This is a genomic window from Rhodanobacter sp. Soil772 (assembly GCF_001428385.1).
Lineage (GTDB): Bacteria > Pseudomonadota > Gammaproteobacteria > Xanthomonadales > Rhodanobacteraceae > Rhodanobacter.
Window position 1 is genome coordinate 456,685 of sequence record NZ_LMSK01000001.1, and the last position, 14,194, is coordinate 470,878.

Below are 14,194 nucleotides of genomic sequence, written 5' to 3' on the forward strand. Positions count from 1 at the left end.
GACCACCACTGGGCCGCGCTTGCAAAGCCGGAGTGCGGGTGTCGATTGGCGGCCGGCCCGTTCGTCGTATGCCAGTGAGCCGCTGTGCGGCTCCGTTTTGCTCACCCGACGACGAGGTCACGCCATGGAAACCCAACCTTACCTGTTCTTCGACGGCCGTTGCGAAGAGGCCATCACGTTCTACCGCCAGGCGATCGGTGCCGAGGTGGTCATGCTGATGCGTTACGGCGATGGCCCGGAAGGCTCCGCCCAGTGCCCCGACGGCACCCAGCCGCCGGCGGACAAGGTGATGCACGCTTGCCTGCAGATCGGTTCGACCCAGGTCCTGGTATCGGACGGTTTCAGCGGCGGGCATCCCGAGTTCAAGGGTTTTTCGCTGGCGCTTTCCGCCGACGACGACACCGCGGCGAAACGCCTGTTCGACGCCCTTGCCGCCGGTGGCCAGGTGCAGCAGCCATTGATGCCGACCTTCTTTGCTTCCAGCTTCGGCATGCTGGTCGACCGTTTCGGCGTGGCGTGGATGGTGCTGGTGCCGAGTACGCCGGCGGGCTGATGGAGTGACGGCAGGTGCGGGCGGTGGGATGTCGATCGACACATGGCAGGCGTTGCGGCGCGACGTAGGATGGCGGCGGCACAGGAGGATCATGATGATCACGATATGGATGGCCGCACTGGCGCTCGCCGGGACCACCCCGGCGCAGACGATTCCCACGCACTACGAAGCCGGGCATTTCTACGCGACGCCGCAGACGACGAGCGGGTCGTCGCTGCGCCTGCTGGTGGATACCGGCGGTGGCGGCGTCGCGGGGATGTACTGGCTGTCGGCCAAGGCCGCGCAGCGGTTGGGGCTGCAAACCGGAACGTGCGCGGTCGGCGGCGAATCGCTGACCGTGGCGACGCCGCCTGCCTACAAACCCGGGCAGGAACTTCCCATCGCGGCGGGCCCGTGCCCGGGCAAGCTGGCGGTGAACCCGCAGCCGTTTTCCGAGGATGGACAGCTCGGTGCGGCTTACCTGGGCAACCGGGTATGGACGTTCGACTATCCGCAGCGCCGGCTAATCGCCGAGGCTTCCGACTGGCAGGCCGATCCTGCCGCCCATCGCGCGCCGCTGGGCTTCCAGAGTGACGACGGCGGCAAGGTGGTGCAGCACTTTCCACGCATCGTGGTGCGCGTCGACGGCAAGCCGTTGAACATGCTGCTGGATACCGGTGCCACCGCGCACCCCACCGCCAGGGGCAAGCGCGCCAGCGGGACGAAAACGGTGCACGGCTTCGGCGTCGCCAGCTACATCACCACCGGCATGCTGGAGCGCTGGCACAAGGCGCATCCCGAATGGACCGTGGTGGAGGAGGGCGACGACCTGCTCGCGCCACGCTTCAAGGCGCGCCTGATCGAAGTGCCGACGCTGGAGATCGCCGGCTGGACGGTGGGGCCGGTGTGGTTCACCGAACGGCCGGACCAGGCTTTCCTCGGCATGATGGCCAGCATCATGGACGAGCCGCCCGAAGGCGCGATCGGCGCCAATGTGCTGGATCACTTCAGCATGACGGTGGATTATCCGAATGCGGCCGCCTGGTTTCTTTGCGACCGCGACTGCACGGCGGCGCCATCGCGCAGCGGATCGCAGTAGCGCCGGCGATCATTTCGCGGACAGTGCCAGGAACCTGCCGTCGCGGTGCGCATCAGATGATCGGGCGCGCCGCGGTATCGGTTCGTGCAGGTAACTGACATGGCAAAGACAATCCCCGTCGTTGACGTCGCGGCACGACGCACCGCCTTTGTGCTGGCCGGTGGCGGCAGCCTCGGCGCGATCGAGGTAGGCATGCTGCAGGCGCTGCTCGACTGGGGCGAGACGCCGGCGTTCCTGGTGGGCGCCTCCGCCGGTGCGATCAACGCGGCGTATTTCGCCGGTGATCCGAGCATGGCCGGCGCCCGCGAGCTGGAACGAATCTGGTGCGCGCTGAAACGGCGCGAGGTGTTTCCGTTCAACCTGGGCAGCGTGTTCGGCTTGCTGCGACGGCGCGACCATCTGGTGGATTCGTCCGGCCTGCGCCGTCTGCTCGAACGCCATCTGCCTTATCGGCGCCTGGAGGACGCGGCCCTGCCGGTCCACCTGGTGGCGTCGGACATGCTGACCGGGCAGGAAACGCTGTTGTCCGCCGGTCCGGTGGTCGATGCCGTGCTGGCCAGCGCCGCCATTCCGGGCGTGTATCCGCCGGTGCGGATCGGCGGGCGCTGGTTGATCGACGGTGGCGTGGCCAACAACACGCCGATCTCGGCGGCGATCGGTCTGGGCGCTACGCGCGTGATCGTGCTGCCCACCGGGTTTGCCTGCGCGCTCGAACGGGCGCCGTCGGGCGCGATCGCGCGCGCCATGCACGCGCTCAGCCTGCTGGTGGCGCGCCAACTGGTGTACGACGCCGACCGTTTTGCCGGCAGTGCGGTGGAACTGCGCATCGTGCCGAGCCTGTGCCCGCTCGACACGTCGCCATACGACTACTCCGCGGCTGCCGTGCTGATCGCCCGCGCCAAGGCGGATACCCGCCGCTGGCTCGAACGGGGCGGACTGGAGCGCGCCGGAACGCCCCCGCAGCTGCGCGAGCACCACGACTGACGTGCGCAGCGCGGCGGCGTGAAACGCATCGGGGCGGCTCGCGCCCCGGCACTTGAACAAGCCGGTGGCGACCGTGAGACTGACGGCTTCCCTGTCAGTCGCGGCGACGGTCATGACCAGCTATGTGGCGCTGCTGCGCGCCGTCAACGTGGGCGGTACCGGCAAGCTGCCGATGAGCGAGCTCAAGGCGTTGTGCGAGGCGGCCGGCTTTGCGGACGTGCGCACGTACATCGCCAGCGGCAACGTGGTGTTCGGCAGCCGGCTCGCCGAGAAGGCGGTGAAGCAGGCGCTGGAGCAGCGGCTGCAGGAATACGCCGGAAAGCCGGTCGGCGTGATGGTGCGCACGGCGGCCGAGATGGCCGCGGTGCTGGCGGCCAACCCGTTTCCGGAGGCGGCAGGGAACCGCACGGTGGCGATCTTCCTGGATGCGCCGCCAGCGGCGACGGCGCTGCAGGACGTCACCGGCGTCGATGGCGAACGGCTGGCGCTGGGGCGGTGCGAGATCTACGTGCACTACGGCGAGGGCATGGCCGGTTCGCGGCTGAAGATCCCGGCCGCGAAGGCGGGCACCGCGCGCAACATGAACACCATCGCGAAGCTGGTCGGCATGGCTGCCGGCAAGTCTGCGGGCTGAGGCGGCAACGATCCGTCCCGTCCTGCTGCGACTGGTCACCGGTACGGCGCGATTCATCACTGGTGGCTGGCGTGTGGGGCGGGTGCGTCCCATCGTGGCGGCTTCCAAGGCGAACCCCGGAAGGATGACCCGATGAAACGAAGAGACCTGCTGAAAGCCGCGATGGCGATTCCGCTGCTGCCCATCCTTTCCGGCGGCCTGGCCACGGCCTGGGCGGCCGATGCGGCGCCTGCGCGATTCCGCTCGCGGGTGCGCCCCGGCGATCCGGCGTGGCCTTCCGCAGCCCGCTGGGACCAGTTGAAGCGCGACGTGGGCGGTCGGTTGCTCAAGCTGGAATCGCCCTTCGCCAGCTGCAGCTCGACGCCGGCAGGCGCCGCCTGCGACGAGGCGCTGAAACACCTGGGCAATCCGTTTTATCTAGGCGACCAGCCGGCGCTGACCCAGACCAGCGGCTGGGTCGACGCCTGGACCTCGCAGCCGAGCGTGTACGCGGTCGCCGCCGAAAGTACGGCAGATGTGGTCGCGGCGGTGAATTTCGCGCGCGAGCACCGCCTGCGTCTAGTGGTGAAGGGCGGCGGGCACAGTTACCAGGGCACCTCCGGCGCGCCGGATTCATTGCTGGTGTGGACGCGGCACATGAACGACGTCACCTTGCACGACGCCTTCGTGGGGCAAGGCTGCGCCGGCACGCAGGCGCCGCAGCCGGCAGTGACGGTGGGTGCCGGCGCAATGTGGATCGACGCCTACGACGCGGTGACCACCCGCGGCGGCCGCTACGTGCAGGGCGGCGGCTGCACCACAGTTGGCGTGGCCGGGCTGGTGCAGAGCGGCGGCTTCGGCAGTTTTTCGAAGCACTACGGCACCGCGGCGGCGGGCCTGCTGGAAGCGGAGATCGTCACTGCCGACGGCCAGGTGCGCATCGCCAACGCCTGCACCCACTCGGACCTGTTCTGGGCGATCAAGGGTGGCGGTGGCGGCAGCTTGGGCGTGGTCACCCGGCTGACCTTGCGTACGCGTGAGCTGCCGGAGTTCTTCGGCGGGGCGTTCGGCGCGATCAAGGCCTCGTCGGATGCGGCGTACCGTGCCCTGATCGCGCAGGTGATCGACTTCTACCAGGGTGCGCTGTTCAACCCGCACTGGGGCGAACAGATCAGCTTCGGGTCGGACAACACCGTGCATGTCGACATGGTGTTCCAGGGCCTGAGCCAGCAGCAGGCCGAACAGACCTGGGCGCCGTTGCTCGACTGGGTTCGCGCGCGCAAGGCGTATTCCTTCGAGAAACCTTTCCAGGTACTGGCGCTGCCGGCCCGACATTTCTGGGATGCCGAGTTCTTCCGGCAACACGCGCCCGGAGTCATGATCGACGACGACCGCCCCGGCGCGCCGCGGAATCACGTGCTGTGGGCAGGCGATCGGGGCCAGGTGGGCTGGTTCATCCACGGCTTCAAGTCGGCGTGGCTGCCGGCGTCGCTGTTGCACAAGGAGCGGCAGGCGCAGCTGGCTGACGCCTTGTTCGCCTGCACGCGCCACTGGGGCGTGGGCTTTCATTTCAACAAGGGACTGGCCGGCGCCGCTACGCCCGAGATTGCCGCAGCGAAGGACACCGCGATGAACCCGCAGGTGCTGGACGCGTTCGCGCTGGCGATCATCGCCGGCGATGGCCCGCCGGCCTTTCCCGGCATGCCGGGGCCGACGCCGGATCTTGCACGTGCGCGGGATCGCGCCGAGGCCATCGGCAAGGCGATCGACGCGCTGCGGCGCGCGGCGCCGGGCGCGGGGTCGTATGTATCGGAAAGCGACTACTTCGAGCGCGACTGGTCGACGTCGTTCTGGGGTTCGAATTATCCGAAGCTGGCGGCAGTGAAGCAGAAGTACGATCCGGCCGGCCTGTTCTTCGTGCACCATGGCGTGGGTAGCGAAGCGTGGAGCGCGGACGGGTTCACTCGATTGAAAGGAGGTTGAGGATGAAGGTGCTGCTGCTCGGCGCCACCGGCATGGTGGGGCAAGGTGTGTTGCGCGAATGTCTGCTGGCCGATGACGTGGCCGAGGTGGTGACGCTGGGCCGCACGCCGACCGGACAGCAGGATCCGAAGTTGCGTGAACTGGTACATGCGGACCTGTTCGACTGCAGCGCGATCGAGGCGCAGTTGACTGGTTTCGACGCCGGCTTCTTTTGCATCGGCGCGGCCTCGTCCGGCATGACGGAGGCCGGGTACACCCGGCTCACCCACGACCTCACCCTGGCGGTGGCGCAGACGCTGGCCCGGCTCAACCCGTCGATGTGCTTCGTCTACGTGTCCGGCGCCGGCGCGGACAGCAGCGAAACCAGCACGACCATGTGGAAACGGGTGCGCGGGCGGTTGGAGAACGCGCTGCAGCGGCTGCCGTTCAAGGCGGTCTGCGTATTCCGCCCCGGCATCATCCAGCCGCTGCACGGCATCCGCTCGAAGACGGATGCGTACCGCTGGTTCTACACACTGAGCCGGCCGCTGCTGCCGCTGTTGCGCGCGTTGATGCCGGGCACCGTGCTGAGCACCGAAATCGTAGGCCGTGCAGTGCTGTCGGTGGCCCGGCACGGAGCGCCGAAACCGGTGCTGGAAGCGGCGGACATCAGCGCGCTTGGCCGATGACCGCTACAGCTCGACGATCGTCTTGAAGCCGCCGAAGAACATCCGCTTGCCATCGAACGGCAGCGCTTTCGGATCCATCATCGAGGCCAGCCGCGGGTCGGCCATCACCAGCTTGTTGATGCGGTCGCGATCCTTGCGCGAGCGGTAGACGATCCACGAGAACACCACCACCTCGCCATCCTTCAGCTTCACCGCCTGCGGGAACGAGGTGAGCTTGCCCGGGTGGACGTCGTCGGCGACGCACTCGACGTATGCCAGCGCACCATGCTCGCGCCAGACCTTGCCTGCCTTGCGGGCCATCGTGCGGTAAGCCGCCAGGTTCTGCTGCGGAACGGGTACCACGAAACCATCGACGTAGCTCATGAGCGTTCTCCCGTGGGTGATGCCGGCCAGCACCGGTGATTCGGGATGAGTCACCGGGTGCGTGCCGTTCAGTGATCGTGCGGCGAGTCTTTGTCGGCGATGTGCAACTCCGCTGCGTAGGCGTCGCGCAATCCGGCCCAGCCATGGGTCAGCGCGGTCTCGCCGATGATCGGCGCGATCGGCCGGCCCTGCAGCAGGCGTTCGGCCACGAACAGGCACAGGTGCCAGCCGGCGGCGACCTTGGGGATCCAGTCGCGGTCGCGAATGGTCTGGCGCAGGGTCAGCCGCGTGCCACCCGCACTCGGCTCCAGTTCCCAGCGCAGCACACTGCGGCCGAACTGTTCCAGCTGCCAGCTGTATTCCAGCACGCGCGGCGGCTCGGCGCGGGTCACCGTGGTGGGGATGTCGGGCTGCTCGCTGTCGAGCATGCTCAGGCTGGCGTCGCCGACCTCGCCGAGGTTGCGGTTCGCGGTATACGGCGACCAGGCGCGCAAGTGGGTGGGGTCGGTGAGCACGTCCCATACGCGTTCGGGCGGTTGCGGCAACTCGCGCACGAAGACCAGGGTCCAGCCGTCGGCGTCGCGTCGGCAATCGACCTGGGCCAGCGGTCCGGTGTCGAAATCGGATGAAGTCATGCTGGGGTTACCTCCCGGGTTTGCGCGCGCGTGATGGGCGCGAGGCGGTTTTTTTCTTTGTGGCCGCGGCTGGTGTCGCGTCGGCGAAGTGGAGTGCGCGCAGATAGTCCTCCAGCCGGTCGAGGCGCTGTTCCCACATCGTGCGGTACTGCTGTACCCAGTCGGCCACCTCGCGCAGCGGCTGCGGCTGCAGCCGGCACGGCCTCCACTGCGCCTCGCGGCTGCGCGCGACCAGGCCGGCGCGTTCGAGCACTTTCAGGTGCTTGGTGATCGCCGGCAGGGTGACGTCGAACGGCTGCGCCAGTTCGGTGACCGAGGCCTGGCCCGAGGCGAGGCGGGCCAGGATGGCGCGGCGGGTCGGGTCGGCGAGAGCGGCGAACGTGGCGCTGAGCGGGTCGGTCGACATGTCCGGAAACTTTGTAGTTAATTTAACGATTGGTAAAATACAAACGGCCGAGATGGTTGTCAATTGCCGGCCCTCCGCGGCATGCCGCAGGCGTTGACGGCACGCGCCACGACGCTTATGGCATCGGGATGCGCCTTGCCCTGATCCGGATCAAGGCCGCGGCAGATGGTCGGTTGTACGGTGACACGGCAACGACGCCCGGGTGGACGCCGCACCTACCAACCGAAGGGCGAGGCGATGCAGACAGGCGTCACGGCGCATCATTCCGTAGCGGGCGATCAGGACGACCGCGCACTGGTCGCGGTATTCAGTGCCTACATAGTAAGTGCCACACTCTGGCTGCTGTTTGCCACCGGCGTGGGCCTGTTGCTGGCGTTCAAGTTCGGCGCGCCGGAATTTGGTTCCGGTGCCTGGTTGACGTTTGGGCGGCTGCGGCCGATCCACGCCAACGCCACGTTCTACGGTTTCGCCAGCATCGTGCTGGTCGGGCTGGGTTATTACGTCGCCGCGCGCAGCAGCGGCACGCGGTTGTACAGCGCGAAGCTGGCGTGGATCGGACTGGCGTTGTTCAACCTGGCCGCGGTGGCCGGCACCATCGCGCTGGATATAGGCTACAACGATGGCGACCTGGAATACCGTGAATGGCCGTGGCCGATCCGGCTGATTTTCCTGGCCGCCCTGGTGGTCACCGCATGGAACCTGATCGGCACAGTCGCGCGGCGCACCAGCGAGGACATCTATCTGTCCAACTGGTACATCATCGGCGGCACGTTGTGGACCTGCATCATCGCGGTGGTGGCGGTCCTGCCGTGGTATCAGTACGGGCTGGGTCAGGTCGCCGTGTCCGGCTTCTACATGCACAACGCGGTCGGCATGTGGTTCACGCCGCTGGCGCTGGGCATCTTCTATTACGCGTTGCCGAAGCTGCTGAGCCGGCCGATCTACTCCTATGCGCTGGGCGTGTTCGCGTTCTGGACCAACCTGCTGTTCTACCCGATCATCGGTTCGCACCACTTCCTGTTCAGTCCGCTGCCGTGGTGGCTGCAGACCACCGCGATCGTGTTCAGCGTGGCGATGCTGGTGCCGGTGTGGGGCGGCAGCGCGAACTACCTGCTGACCATGCGCGGGCGCACCCGCGACATGGTGCATTCGTACCCGCTGATGTTCATCTTCGTCGGCGTGATGGGCTACCTGACCGGCTCCACCCAGGGCACGCTGGAAGCGTTCCGCTCGCTGCAGGAAGTGTGGCATCTGACCAATTTCACGGTCGGCCATTCGCACCTGACCATGTACGGCTTCGTGGCGTTCGCGGTGTGGGGCGGCGTCTACGCGCTGCTGCCGCTGGCCACCGGCAAGCATGCCGGCACGCTGGGCTTGGCGATGCACTTCTGGATGGCGCTGGTGGGCAGTTTCATCTACGTCATTTCGTTGTCGATCGGAGGCACCATCCAGGGGTTGGACTGGATCCATGGCCTGCCGTTCATCCAGTCGGTGGTCGACATGCAGAGCTATTACGTCTGGCGCGGCGTGGGCGGCTCGTTGATGTTCCTCAGCCATATCGTGTTTGCGTGGAACGTCTGGCGCATGTGCTACGGGCAGGGTGTCGAAGCACAGCCGCTGCAAGCCTTGCATGGCAAGGAGGCGGTGGCATGAACAAGTTGCTGCTGGTTGCCGGTGGCTCGACCCTGGTCTACGCGTGTCTCGCGTTGATGATGGGTGTGTTGCCGGGGATCGAATTGTCGAAGACACCGGCCGGCCAGGGCGTGCAACCGCTGACCGCGCTGCAGGCCGAGGGCCGCGATGTTTATGTGGCCAACGGTTGCAGCTATTGCCACACGCAACAGGTGCGCCCGCTGGGGCAGGACAAGGTATTTGGCCGTCCCTCCATGGCCGGCGATTTCAAGTACCAGACGCCGGAACTGCTGGGTTCCGAACGCACCGGGCCGGACCTGACCAACATCGGCGTGCGCCAGCCCAGCGCGGTGTGGCAATACATCCACCTGTACAACCCGCGTGCGGTGGTGCCCGAGTCGATCATGCCGTCGTTCAACTGGTTGTTCGACGTGGTTGCCAGGGCACCGGTCGGGGTGGCGCCGGTGCCGCTGCCGAAGGCGTATGCGCCGGCGCAAGGCGTGGTGGTGCCGACGCGCAAGGCGGAAGCCTTGATTGCCTACCTGGCTTCGCTGAAGCAGCCGGCCTTGTCGGAGGCGGACATGGCGATGGGCGGGCAGGCGATGGCCGGCGTGGCCGGTCCGGTGACAACGGGTTCGGCCAGCAGCGCGCCGGCAACGGCCGCGGCAACCCCGGCGGCCGGCTACGATGCGGCCAGGGGTGCGGCACTCTTCACCGCCCACTGCGCCGCCTGTCATCAGGCCGATGGCGAAGGTCTGCCGGGCGCGTTTCCACCGCTCAAGGGCAATGCCGCCGTCAACGATGATGACGCGGGCAAGCACATCGATGTCGTGCTGCATGGACTGAGCAATACGAAGGTGGGTGGCGTGGTGTACAGCAGCGCGATGCCCCCGTTCGCCGATACGCTCGGCGACGCGGAGATCGCCGACATCATCGATTACGAACGCAGCTCGTGGGGCAATCACGGCAAACCGGTCACGCCGGGGCAGGTGGTGACCGCACGGGCAGCAGCGAAATGAGGTCGGTCCGGGTGGACCCGATGCGGACGAAGCCCGGCCGAATGAAGTCAGTACAGATCCGGCGGAGGTCGCCATGCATCATCATCTGATCGGTCCGTTCTGGGGCAATGTCGCCATCATTGGCATTGCCGGGGCGATTACCGTGGCGTGTTTCGTGGCGATGTTCTGGATGCTGCTGCGTCCGGGCGAGACCGATCGCCGCCACCCCAAATACGCGGTGCTGCGCGATGACCGCTGAGCGAGAAATGACCGTAGATATTGCAGCAGGTGCGGAGAAAGCGGGCGTGGCCAAGCCGCATGTGCGGGTGTATCTGGATGGCAGTCCGCAGCCGATCATCGACCGCGAGCTGCCGACCGACATCACGCTCGATACGCAAAGCATGGAGGACGGCGCGCATCGGTTGGTGATCCGCGCCGAGGGCCAGAACGGGCGCGAGGGTGTCGAGGAGATTCCGTTCGTGGTGCACAACGGCCCGGGCATCACGGTCTCGGGCCTGCGGCCGAACTCGGTGCGCCGCGGCAAGGTGCGCTTCACCATCGACGCGTTCAGCGCCGACGATCCGTTCGACCCGCGCCGCGCCGAGGCGCGTTCGCAGATCCCGGTGTGGGTGTGGGTGATGTGCCTGTTCGTGGTGGCTTGGGCCGTGTGGTACGCCGCGCGCATGTGGGACGTGCCGGCGCCGTATGCGAGTACGCCGACCTACATGCACGAGGCCGCCGCGGAGGCGCCGACGGCAAAATAGCCGCCGGCGTGCGAGGTGTGCGGGCCCGCGGGGTCAGCCGGCTTGTCGGTGTATTCCCAGCCAGCCCTTGATTGCCGCGATGGTCAGCGGGATCGCGCCGAAGATGATGAAGACCAGGTCGCCGGGCAGGCGCATCCACTCGATCAGGTGCGAGCGCGGGCTGCCGATGAAATCGAGCGAGCGGGCGTGCCAGTAGCCGTGCTGCACCACGTCCCATACCTGCAACACGCCACTGGGAAACAGGCTGAACACCACCATCATGGCGAGGCCGACGTTGGTGCCCCAGAAGCCGACCCTGACGTATTTCTCCATGCCGGCCCAGCGCTCGTCGCTGCTGGTCTGGCGCAGCGTGAACACCATCAGCGCCAGCGCCAGCATGCCGAACACGCCCATCATCGCGGCGTGGCCGTGGTTCGGCGTGAGCTGGGTGCCGACTTCGTAGTAGCTGACGATCGGCAGGTTGATCAGGAAACCGAAGATGCCGGCGCCGACGAAGTTCCACACGCCCACCGCGATCAGGAAGTAGAACGTCCACTTGTGCGGTATCGCGAGCGACTTGCCGCAGATGTCGCATTGGCCGCGGGTGGTGTGCACGAAATCCCACGCATCCAGCGTGAGCAGGGTCAGCGGCACCACCTCCAGTACCGAGACCATCGCCGACATCGCCATGTTGACGCTGGTCTGGCCGGTGAAATACCAGTGATGGCCGGTGCCGATCAGGCCGCCGAGGAAGTACAGGATGCCGTCGAGGTAGATCACCCGCAGCGCTACATTGCGGCGGGTCAGGCCCAGCTGGTAGAAGGTCAGCGCCACCACCGTGGTGGCGAAGAATTCGAAGAAGCCCTCGACCCACAGATGGATGATCCAGAAGCGCCAGGTATCGACCACGGTGTAGTTGGTCTTCGCGCCGAAGAACAGCGCCGGGATGTAGAACACCGGGATCGCCACCGCGGCGAACAGGAACATCTTCACCAGTGGTTTCGATTCCGGGTTGGCCAGCGTGCGCGACCGCACCAGCAGCCACAGCATGGCGAACCACGCCAGCAGGCCGATCACCAGCAGGAACTGCCAGATCCGGCCCAGTTCGAGGAACTCCCAGCCCTGGTTGCCCAGCCAGAACCACCACTTGCCGAGCATCTGCGAAATGCCCAGCCATTCGCCGAGCAGGCTGCCGCCGATCACCAGCACGAACGCGCCGAACAGCAGGTGCACCGACGGGGCGAACCAGCGTGGCTCGTCGTTGCGCAGCGTGCGGCCCAGGAACAGCGCGGCGGCGACATAGGCGGTGGCGATCCAGAAGATGGCCGTCTGCAGATGCCAGGTGCGCATCAGGTTGCTGGGGAAGATCGTTTCCAGCTGGAAGCCATAGAAGCTGCCCGGATCGGCGCGGTAATGCGCCACCGCGCCGCCGACCAGGGTCTGCATCAGGAACAGCAGCGCCACCGCCACGAAGAACTTCACCAGCGCACGCTGGCCGGGACTGGCCGCGCCCGGCAGCAGGTGCGGGTGGATGTGCTGGCCGCGGCTGATCCAGCCGAGGTAGTCGAACTTGCCGAACATCAGCAGTACCACGGCGATGCCGGCCAGCAGCACGATCAGGCTCAGCGCGCTCCACAGCAGCGCACCCGGCACCGCGATGTTGCCGACGTCGGGGTCGTACGGAAAATTGTTGGTGTACGAGTAGTTTTCGCCGGGGCGGTTCGCCACCGAAGCCCAGGCGGCCCAGCTCACGAACGCGCTGAACTGGTGCAGCTCGGTGGGGTCGGTGATCAGCCCCGCCTTGAGCCCGCCGTTACGCTCCGGATGCAGGAAATAGTCGGTCCAGTAAGAGACCTGCTGGCGATAGGCTGCGGTTTCCGGCGCGGTCAGCTGCAAGGTGCCACTGGCGGCGTCGTAGCGGTTGGTCTTCAATTCGACAGCCGTTTCCGCGCGCACCGCCGCGCGCTGGCCGGGAGTCAGCGCTGACAGCGGTTGCCGGTATTGCTGTTGTGCGATCGCCGCCGCGGTGTCTTCGCCGATACGGTGCAGCGCCTCGGCCGAGTAATCCGGCCCGAGGTAGGCGCCGTGGCCCCAGATGCTGCCGTTGTCCATCAACCCGTATTTCAGGAAGACTGCCTGGCCCTCGCTGATGTCGTCGCCGCTGAACAGGCGGTTGCCCTGCGCGTCCACCACCTGGGCCGGGATGGGTGGAGCATTGCGATAAGCCAGCGAGGTAATCGTGAGCAACCCGGCGAAACCCAGCACCATCACGATCAGCACCGTGCGCAGCCACCAGGGCGACAGTTCGGGGTCCTCCGGGGTCAATGGCTGGGCAGCAGTGCTCATGGAGCTTTCCCTTCGATGGTGTGTGGGCGAGTATCCGGTGGTGACAGGGGCACAGTTGCCCGCCGGTGCCGGAATCGGGCCATGGTCTGCGCAGGTTTTCCCCGAGTTGTCACGGCCAGCATTTTCTTCTTCCCGTGCACGACATGTGAACAGGGCGGGCCGGATTGGCCGTCCATCATCCGGTCGAGGCGAACTGGGGGCGCCACAAAACAGGCGAGCCGGCGTACGCCGCGTACGCCCCGGGGCATGGCCTGTGCGACAGGAGCCGCCACCACAATGACTATGCATCAAGGAATTTCGGCATCGCCCGCGATGCCGGATCACGGCCGGTACGGGAGGCTTTGCACTGCCTGCCGGCCATCAGCGCTGCAGTCGACTGCAGCTCCATTGACGACCGAGGTGAATCAAATGAATACCCTTTTCGAGCGTACCGGCCCCCTGACCGAACTGAGCAGCTACCCGCAGTGGGCGCAGGACATGGTGGCCGATTGCGCGGCCACCAAGCAGCGCGTCCTGGACCACGACATCTGGCGCATGATGACCGCGCTGCAGCTGGACCATGAGTCCACCCGCAACTTCATGATGGGCTTGTGGCCGTTCATCGAACGGTTCCCCAGCTTCATGGCGCTGAACCTGCTGAAGACCCGTTATGGCCGCAGCCCGGGCGACGACAAGGCCCGGCGCTGGCTGGTGCGCAATATCCGGGTCGAGCAGAACCATGCCGAGTACTGGCTCAACTGGGCCGAGGGTGCCGGTGTGCCGCGCGACGACCTGCTGCACGGCGTGCCCCCGCACGGCACCGACGGCCTCACCCGCTGGTGCGAGGACATCAGCGCACGCGGCACCTTGGCGGCCGGCATGGTGGCCACCAACTATGCGATCGAGGGGGTCACCGGCGAGTGGTCGCAGCTGATCTACGACAGCGCGAAGTACCGCGACAGCTTCGATCCGGCGATCCGGGCGTCCAGCCTGCGCTGGCTGCACCTGCACGCCGCCTACGACGACGTTCACCCATGGGAGGCATTGGATATAGTGTGTACCCTGATGGGCGAGACACCCTCGGCCGATGACGTGGCGCATCTGGCCGAGTGCATCAAGCGGAGCTACATGAGCATGATCCTGCTTGGTGACCGGTGCATCCGGTCGTGCCGCGATTTGTGGATGGCGAAAGAAGCCGCAGCTTGAGGTAATG

General features: G+C 66.7%; 15 protein-coding genes. 11 read left to right on the plus strand and 4 right to left on the minus strand.

The window, feature by feature from the left end; genetic code table 11:
- The first annotated feature begins 124 nt into the window (after nucleotides 1-124).
- The 6 genes from ASG75_RS02245 (at nucleotide 125) to ASG75_RS02270 (ending at nucleotide 5,879) form a co-directional block, all read left to right on the plus strand.
- Nucleotides 125-553: a VOC family protein gene (locus ASG75_RS02245; RefSeq protein ID WP_056385316.1), complete on the plus strand. Its 429-nt coding sequence runs from the start codon at nucleotides 125-127 to the stop codon at nucleotides 551-553.
- Between the two features lie 91 nt (nucleotides 554-644).
- A complete protein-coding gene (locus ASG75_RS02250; protein ID WP_235580135.1) occupies nucleotides 645-1,631 on the plus strand; it encodes a hypothetical protein in 987 nt (328 codons plus the stop codon).
- Between the two features lie 99 nt (nucleotides 1,632-1,730).
- On the plus strand, nucleotides 1,731-2,615 hold the full coding sequence (locus ASG75_RS02255) for a patatin-like phospholipase family protein (RefSeq protein ID WP_056385318.1): 885 nt from the start codon (nucleotides 1,731-1,733) through the stop codon (nucleotides 2,613-2,615).
- A 112-nt stretch (nucleotides 2,616-2,727) separates the two neighbouring features.
- Entirely contained in the window at nucleotides 2,728-3,249 is a 522-nt protein-coding gene (locus ASG75_RS02260) for a DUF1697 domain-containing protein (RefSeq protein WP_056385320.1), read from the plus strand.
- Nucleotides 3,250-3,381: 132 nt separating this feature from the next.
- Nucleotides 3,382-5,211, plus strand: a complete 1,830-nt coding sequence (locus tag ASG75_RS02265; protein WP_056385322.1) for an FAD-binding oxidoreductase — start codon at nucleotides 3,382-3,384, stop codon at nucleotides 5,209-5,211.
- Nucleotides 5,212-5,213: 2 nt separating this feature from the next.
- Nucleotides 5,214-5,879, plus strand: a complete 666-nt coding sequence (locus tag ASG75_RS02270; protein ID WP_056385325.1) for an NAD(P)H-binding protein — start codon at nucleotides 5,214-5,216, stop codon at nucleotides 5,877-5,879.
- Between the two features lie 3 nt (nucleotides 5,880-5,882).
- On the opposite strand, the gene ASG75_RS02275 is transcribed toward ASG75_RS02270, so the two are convergent.
- From ASG75_RS02275 to ASG75_RS02285, 3 genes are all read right to left on the minus strand, one after another.
- Nucleotides 5,883-6,242, minus strand: coding sequence for a DUF1428 domain-containing protein (locus ASG75_RS02275; RefSeq protein WP_056385327.1), 360 nt, complete (start codon nucleotides 6,240-6,242; stop codon nucleotides 5,883-5,885).
- Between the two features lie 68 nt (nucleotides 6,243-6,310).
- Nucleotides 6,311-6,877, minus strand: a complete 567-nt coding sequence (locus tag ASG75_RS02280; RefSeq protein ID WP_056385329.1) for an SRPBCC family protein — start codon at nucleotides 6,875-6,877, stop codon at nucleotides 6,311-6,313.
- 7 nt (nucleotides 6,878-6,884) lie between these two features.
- Nucleotides 6,885-7,283 carry a metalloregulator ArsR/SmtB family transcription factor gene (locus tag ASG75_RS02285; RefSeq protein WP_056385331.1) on the minus strand — a complete coding sequence of 133 codons (399 nt, stop codon included), beginning with the start codon at nucleotides 7,281-7,283 and terminating at the stop codon, nucleotides 6,885-6,887.
- 237 nt (nucleotides 7,284-7,520) lie between these two features.
- On the opposite strand from ASG75_RS02285, the gene ASG75_RS02290 reads away from it, so the two are divergent.
- The 4 genes from ASG75_RS02290 to ASG75_RS02300 all read left to right on the plus strand — a co-directional run bounded on the left by ASG75_RS02290 (nucleotide 7,521) and on the right by ASG75_RS02300 (nucleotide 10,677).
- Nucleotides 7,521-8,936 (plus strand): cbb3-type cytochrome c oxidase subunit I, encoded by a 1,416-nt coding sequence (locus ASG75_RS02290; RefSeq protein WP_056386962.1) that lies wholly within the window; start codon nucleotides 7,521-7,523, stop codon nucleotides 8,934-8,936.
- The gene (locus ASG75_RS02295) at nucleotides 8,933-9,934 is read left to right on the plus strand and encodes a cbb3-type cytochrome c oxidase subunit II (protein ID WP_056385333.1); all 1,002 of its coding nucleotides are present in this window, start codon (nucleotides 8,933-8,935) and stop codon (nucleotides 9,932-9,934) included. The genes ASG75_RS02290 and ASG75_RS02295 overlap by 4 nt, the downstream gene beginning before the upstream one ends.
- A 73-nt stretch (nucleotides 9,935-10,007) precedes the next feature.
- Nucleotides 10,008-10,172 carry a hypothetical protein gene (locus ASG75_RS16165; RefSeq protein ID WP_157616878.1) on the plus strand — a complete coding sequence of 55 codons (165 nt, stop codon included), beginning with the start codon at nucleotides 10,008-10,010 and terminating at the stop codon, nucleotides 10,170-10,172.
- A 46-nt stretch (nucleotides 10,173-10,218) separates the two neighbouring features.
- Nucleotides 10,219-10,677 carry a hypothetical protein gene (locus tag ASG75_RS02300; protein ID WP_056385335.1) on the plus strand — a complete coding sequence of 153 codons (459 nt, stop codon included), beginning with the start codon at nucleotides 10,219-10,221 and terminating at the stop codon, nucleotides 10,675-10,677.
- Nucleotides 10,678-10,710: 33 nt separating this feature from the next.
- Here the strand turns inward: ASG75_RS02300 and ASG75_RS02305 are convergent, their stop codons facing one another.
- Nucleotides 10,711-13,002, minus strand: a complete 2,292-nt coding sequence (locus ASG75_RS02305) for a nitric-oxide reductase large subunit (RefSeq protein WP_056385337.1) — start codon at nucleotides 13,000-13,002, stop codon at nucleotides 10,711-10,713.
- A gap of 408 nt (nucleotides 13,003-13,410) precedes the next feature.
- Between ASG75_RS02305 and ASG75_RS02310 the strand changes: the two genes are divergently transcribed.
- Nucleotides 13,411-14,187 carry an iron-containing redox enzyme family protein gene (locus tag ASG75_RS02310; protein ID WP_056385339.1) on the plus strand — a complete coding sequence of 259 codons (777 nt, stop codon included), beginning with the start codon at nucleotides 13,411-13,413 and terminating at the stop codon, nucleotides 14,185-14,187.
- Nucleotides 14,188-14,194: the final 7 nt, after the last annotated feature.

Excerpts from the sequence above, each read along its gene's own strand:
- ASG75_RS02245 (WP_056385316.1), top strand. The coding sequence starts at position 125 with ATGGAAACCCAACCTTACCTGTTCTTCGACGGCCGTTGCGAAGAGGCC.
- ASG75_RS02250 (WP_235580135.1), top strand. The coding sequence starts at position 645 with ATGATGATCACGATATGGATGGCCGCACTGGCGCTCGCCGGGACCACC.
- ASG75_RS02255 (WP_056385318.1), top strand. The coding sequence starts at position 1,731 with ATGGCAAAGACAATCCCCGTCGTTGACGTCGCGGCACGACGCACCGCC.
- ASG75_RS02260 (WP_056385320.1), top strand. The coding sequence starts at position 2,728 with ATGACCAGCTATGTGGCGCTGCTGCGCGCCGTCAACGTGGGCGGTACC.
- ASG75_RS02265 (WP_056385322.1), top strand. The coding sequence starts at position 3,382 with ATGAAACGAAGAGACCTGCTGAAAGCCGCGATGGCGATTCCGCTGCTG.
- ASG75_RS02270 (WP_056385325.1), top strand. The coding sequence starts at position 5,214 with ATGAAGGTGCTGCTGCTCGGCGCCACCGGCATGGTGGGGCAAGGTGTG.
- ASG75_RS02275 (WP_056385327.1), bottom strand. The coding sequence starts at position 6,242 with ATGAGCTACGTCGATGGTTTCGTGGTACCCGTTCCGCAGCAGAACCTG.
- ASG75_RS02280 (WP_056385329.1), bottom strand. The coding sequence starts at position 6,877 with ATGACTTCATCCGATTTCGACACCGGACCGCTGGCCCAGGTCGATTGC.
- ASG75_RS02285 (WP_056385331.1), bottom strand. The coding sequence starts at position 7,283 with ATGTCGACCGACCCGCTCAGCGCCACGTTCGCCGCTCTCGCCGACCCG.
- ASG75_RS02290 (WP_056386962.1), top strand. The coding sequence starts at position 7,521 with ATGCAGACAGGCGTCACGGCGCATCATTCCGTAGCGGGCGATCAGGAC.
- ASG75_RS02295 (WP_056385333.1), top strand. The coding sequence starts at position 8,933 with ATGAACAAGTTGCTGCTGGTTGCCGGTGGCTCGACCCTGGTCTACGCG.
- ASG75_RS16165 (WP_157616878.1), top strand. The coding sequence starts at position 10,008 with ATGCATCATCATCTGATCGGTCCGTTCTGGGGCAATGTCGCCATCATT.
- ASG75_RS02305 (WP_056385337.1), bottom strand. The coding sequence starts at position 13,002 with ATGAGCACTGCTGCCCAGCCATTGACCCCGGAGGACCCCGAACTGTCG.
- ASG75_RS02310 (WP_056385339.1), top strand. The coding sequence starts at position 13,411 with ATGAATACCCTTTTCGAGCGTACCGGCCCCCTGACCGAACTGAGCAGC.